4 protein-coding genes are annotated in these 5,091 nt (G+C 64.4%); 2 read left to right on the top strand and 2 right to left on the bottom strand.

The genetic code is table 11. The annotated features are described in order from the left end of the window. The coding region (locus tag AC4FAH_RS03470; RefSeq protein WP_490245640.1) for a tetratricopeptide repeat protein at positions 1-818 on the bottom strand (818 nt) is incomplete at its 3' end. Beyond that, positions 818-1,504 (bottom strand): zinc ribbon-containing protein, encoded by a 687-nt coding sequence (locus tag AC4FAH_RS03465; RefSeq protein WP_339843454.1) that lies wholly within the window; start codon positions 1,502-1,504, stop codon positions 818-820. The genes AC4FAH_RS03465 and AC4FAH_RS03470, both read right to left, overlap by 1 nt. Positions 1,505-1,823: 319 nt before the next feature. Here AC4FAH_RS03465 and leuS point away from each other — a divergent pair, with 319 nt between their 5' ends. Both leuS and AC4FAH_RS03455 read left to right on the top strand, forming a co-directional pair. Beyond that, complete coding sequence (gene leuS / locus AC4FAH_RS03460) at positions 1,824-4,424, top strand: leucine--tRNA ligase (RefSeq protein WP_153635133.1); 2,601 nt, start codon at positions 1,824-1,826, stop codon at positions 4,422-4,424. A 185-nt stretch (positions 4,425-4,609) separates the two neighbouring features. Then, positions 4,610-5,091 (top strand): LPS-assembly lipoprotein LptE (locus AC4FAH_RS03455; RefSeq protein WP_490245639.1); only part of this gene is annotated, 482 nt, incomplete at its 3' end.

The following is a 5,091-nucleotide window of genomic DNA, read 5'->3' as shown; positions in this document are numbered from 1 at the left end:
GTCAGCCACATCTGCACCGCGCGCACTTCGCGCAGGCTGATGACGCTGTCGCAGTCGCGAACCACGAAGTAGCCCACCGTCGGGTCATCGGCGACCGCGAAGCGCCAACACAGCCGCTGTCTCAGGGTGTCACTGGAGGGACGCTCGATCAGCTCGGCGTCCAGTTCCCGCGCCAGGGCCAGGAAGTCTTCGGGCACGCTGTCATCGTGATAGAGCCGAACCCGCCACCCCGGATACAGCACCGGCGCCAACAGCAGGTTATGCAGCATGCCGTTCAAGTAGCGCGGCCCCTTGCCCCAGAGGCCAAAGGACAGCACGCGCGTCTTGCCGGCGGCGACTGCCGAGGGGGATTCAGCGGGCAGCCGCCAGCCCTTCGCCAACGCCAGGCCCCCATGCTGCTTGTCCTTGAGCGCCAGGGCGCGACTGCCATGCTCGCGTGCCTCGTCATGGCGCTTGAGTCTGGCCGCGCTGCTGGCCAGCGAGTCGAACAGCACCGGATTGAGACAGCCTCGTGCGGCCAACGCCTCACCGGCCGCCAGCGAGCCGGCGGCATCATTGGCGCGCGACAGACACACCACCTGATTGAGCGCGATCTCTTCATCGGCCGGACACTCCACATGCCCTTGGGCCAGAATCTGGCTGGCCGAGCGATAATCCGCGAGCAGAAACAGGTAATAGGAGATCTGCTTGAAGAGGCCCGCCTCACGTGGACGCGGGCGCTGATTGAAGTGATCGATCAGCTGTTGCAACGCCTTGTGGCGCTGACCGGCGCTCCAGGTGGCATGCGCCGGGGCGAACCAGTCTGACGGTGTCGCCATCAGCCCTGATCACTCTCATCGGCCGCGGGAGGCTGACGAGTGACGGGCGGCGCGCCACGCGAGAAGAATCGATGTCCACAGGCATGGCAGGGTTCCAGCACGCTGGGCCGCGTGAGCGTGGTGGTCGACTCGCAGTGCACGCAATGCAATAGCCCCGGCGCGATGACCTCGCCGCTGGTGTAGTCGGCGCGCGCGGCCTCGAGGTCTTCCTCGAAGTGGGCGCGGTCCACCACGGTGCGATCCGCGATCGACATCAGCGCGGAACTGACACTGCGCGACAGCACCGAGAGATCGATCCCCAGCCAGCTGGCGATCCCTTCTCCACCGGTCGCCAAGTGGCGGCGGAATTCGCGCATGTCACGCTCGACCCAGGCACGCAGCAGCGCCAGCTCGTCGAGCGTGAATTCCTCGACCTCGGCCTCGAACTTGACCGCCTCATCCAGCTCGGCCTTGAGGCTATCCCACGACAGCTCACCGCTGCTGTCTTCCAGCCGCGTCAGGATTCGCCCATAGGCATCGCCGAGACGTCCTTCACCTTCACCTTCGCCTTGCGGCTGACTGGAAGCTGAGCGCGAGGGCATCGGCGTATCTTCAAAGCCACTGTCGTGCGAGGACGTGGCAGCCGTATCACGATCCGTGGCGCTGATCGGCTCATGGGGATCGCGGGGTTCACGTGGTTGGCTCATGGACTCTCCTTGTGTCTTCACCTTCTCCCGTACTGCGGGAGGGCATGGCGCTCTACCTTCAGCATGGTGGCGTTGGCGTTGCGACACAAGCCACACTCTTCCAGTCCCTGACACGCATCAAGCGCGTGACACTGCCAGCATGAAGCGCATTCGCCTGGCGCCACAGGGCTCGCCTCCCCTACCTGAGTCCTGGCGTCTGGGGTAGACTTGACCCCATCGCAGACAGCGGCGGCCCATCCCGATGTGACCGCCCACCTCTTCACGCCCTGCCTGTCCCTGGTGACGGGTAGCGGCCAATGCCAAGGTAGTGACGGACCCGATGGATTCACAGGATACTTCTCAACAGTACGCTCCCGATCAGATCGAACAGGCTGCCCAGCAGTACTGGGAGAAAAATCAGTGTTTCAAGGCGGTGGAAGATGCCAACCGCGAGAAGTTCTACTGCCTGTCGATGTTCCCCTACCCCAGCGGCAAGCTGCACATGGGTCACGTGCGCAACTACACCATCGGTGACGTGATCTCGCGCTTCCAGCGCATGCAGGGCAAGAACGTCATGCAGCCGATGGGCTGGGACGCCTTCGGCCTGCCGGCGGAAAACGCCGCGATGAAGAACAACGTCGCGCCGGGCAAGTGGACCCACGAGAACATCGCCTACATGCGCGATCAGCTCAAGGCGCTGGGCTTCGCCTACGACTGGAGCCGTGAATTCGCCACCTGCGACCTGGAATACTATCGCTGGGAGCAGTGGTTCTTCGCCAAGCTGGTCGAGAAGGGTGTCGTCTACAAGAAGAGTTCCATCGTCAACTGGGACCCGGCGGACCAGACCGTGCTCGCCAATGAGCAGGTCATCGACGGCCGTGGCTGGCGTTCCGGCGCGCTGATCGAGCGCAAGGAAATCCCGCAGTGGTTCCTGCGCATCACCGATTACGCCGAAGAGCTGCTGGCCGACCTCGACAAGGTCGAGTGGCCGGAGCAGGTCAAGACCATGCAGCGCAACTGGATCGGCAAGTCGCGCGGTGTCGAGCTGAGCTTCGGCCTCGATGCCAAGGCCAGCCAGGTGCAGGAATCCCTGACCGTCTTCACCACCCGTCCGGACACCCTGATGGGTGTGACCTACGTCGGCGTCGCCGCCGCTCACCCGCTGGCCAAGGCCGCGGCGGAGCACAATGCGGAGCTTGCCGAGTTCAACGCCGAGTGCGCGCGTGGCGGCACCAGCGAAGCCGACATGGCGACCATGGAAAAACGCGGCATGGATACCGGCTTCAAGGCCATCCACCCGCTGACCGGCCGTGAAGTGCCGGTCTTCGTCGCCAACTTCGTACTGATGGAATACGGCACCGGTGCCGTGATGGCCGTGCCGGCCCACGACGAGCGTGACCACGAATTCGCCACCAAGTACGACCTGCCGATCGAAGCCGTGATCGCCGATGCCGACGGCAATGCGCCCGACGTCAGCGAAGCCGCCTTCACCGAGCACGGCGTGCTGATCAACTCCGGTGACTTCAATGGCCTCGACTTCGAGAGCGCCTTCGATGCCATCGCCGCGCGCCTGGTCGAGCAGGGCCGTGGTGAGGTCAAGACCAACTTCCGTCTGCGCGACTGGGGCGTCTCCCGTCAGCGTTACTGGGGCGCGCCGATCCCGGTCAAGAATGGCCCGAACGGTGAATCCATCCCGCTGACCGACGACGAACTGCCGGTCGCTCTGCCGCTGGAAGTCGAATTCGACGCCTCCGGTGGCTCGCCGATCAAGAAGATGCCGTCCTTCAGTGACCTGGGCGATGGCTGGCAGCGCGAGACCGATACCTTCGACACCTTCATGGAGTCCTCCTGGTACTACGCGCGCTTCTGCTGTGCGGACAACGCCGATGCCATGCTGGACGAGCGCGCCAACTACTGGCTGCCGGTCGATTACTACATCGGTGGCATCGAGCACGCCATCCTGCACCTGCTCTACTCGCGCTTCTTCCACAAGCTGATGCGTGACTTCGGCCTGGTCGACAGCGACGAGCCGTTCAAGCAGCTGCTGACCCAGGGCATGGTGATCGCGGACACCTACTACCGCATCAACGCCAAGGGCGGCCGCGACTGGTTCAACCCGCTGGACGTGGACGTCGAGACCGACGACAAGGGCCGCGCCATCAAGGCCGTACTGAAGTCCGATGGTCTGCCGGTGGAAATCGGTGGCACCGAGAAGATGTCCAAGTCCAAGAACAACGGCGTGGACCCGCAGTCGATGATCGATCGCTTCGGTGCCGACACCGTGCGCCTGTTCATGATGTTCGCCGCGCCGCCGGAGCAGTCGCTGGAATGGTCCGATTCCGGTGTCGAGGGCGCGCATCGCTTCGTCAAGCGCGTCTGGCGTCTGGTCCACGAGCATGTCGCCGCCGGCACTCCGGGCGCACTGGACGTGACCGCCCTGAACGATGATCAGAAGGCACTGCGTCGCAAGACACACGAGACCATCGCCAAGTGCAGCGATGACATCGGCCGCCGCACCACCTTCAACACCGCCATCGCGGCCGTGATGGAGCTGGTCAACGCCATCAGCCGCTTCGAGGACACCTCCGAGCAGGGTCTGGCCGTCAGCCGTGAAGCCGTCGAGGCCTGCGTGCTGCTGCTGTCGCCGATCATCCCGCATGCCAGCCACTCGCTGTGGGCGACACTGGGCCACGACGAAGCCGTGATCGACGCCAGCTGGCCGGCCGCCGATGCCGAGGCGATGAAGAAGGACAGCATCGAGCTGGTCGTGCAGGTCAACGGCAAGCTGCGTGCGCGTCTGTCCTTCGCCGCCGATGCCGATCGCGACGCCATCGAAGCCGCGGCGCTGGCAGATGCCAATGTCACCAAGCACACCGATGGCAAGACGGTGCGCAAGGTGATCGTGGTGCCGGGCAAGCTGGTCAATATCGTCGCCAACTGATAGCGACTCGACCAGACCGAGCAAGATACCGGCGGCCCGAGTCGCCGGTCCCGTCAGAGACCGACAGGCACCTGGAAGGATGTCGGTCTCTGACGGCCATATTCCGTGCGCTGCGCGATGCTGACAGGCACCACGCAGCGCTCTCGCAAGATATTCATGACACCCGTTCATGACAGGAGGTCACGGTGACGCAAGCGAAGTCTTCCAGTGTTTCAGCAGACACATCAGAGCGTGCATCCCGCGGCCTCGGCCGCCGTCGTGTGCTGGCCGCCCTCGGCGTCGGCCTGGCGCTGACACTGAGCGGCTGCGGCTTCCAGCTGCGCGGCGTGAATGATGCGCCGATGGCCATCACCGAGCTGGACGTCCAGGCACCGATCACCAAGACCCACGACGCCCTGCGCGACGCTCTCGAGCGTGCCGACGTCCAGTTGAGCGACAGCGCCCCGCTGACCCTCAACCTGGGCAAGGTCCGTGAGAACGTGCAGCAGATCACCTACGGCGATGCCGGCAGCATCAAGCGTGAACTGACCTATCGCCTGACCTACTCGCTGCAGCGCAAGTCCGATGGGGCCTACCTGGCCAACCAGCAGGAGCTGCAGGCCAGCAGCCTCTACTACACCAACGATGACGACCTGCTCAACACCGATGACCTGCGTGAGCGCGCGGC

The sequence above is a fragment of the Cobetia sp. genome (assembly GCF_983723665.1).
Note: the sequence above shows the minus strand (reverse complement) of the source record. Positions and strands in the feature narration are given on the sequence as shown.

Bases quoted from the DNA above. Each gene is read 5' to 3' on its own strand.
- AC4FAH_RS03465 (WP_339843454.1), bottom strand. From the start codon at position 1,504: ATGAGCCAACCACGTGAACCCCGCGATCCCCATGAGCCGATCAGCGCC.
- leuS (WP_153635133.1), top strand. From the start codon at position 1,824: ATGGATTCACAGGATACTTCTCAACAGTACGCTCCCGATCAGATCGAA.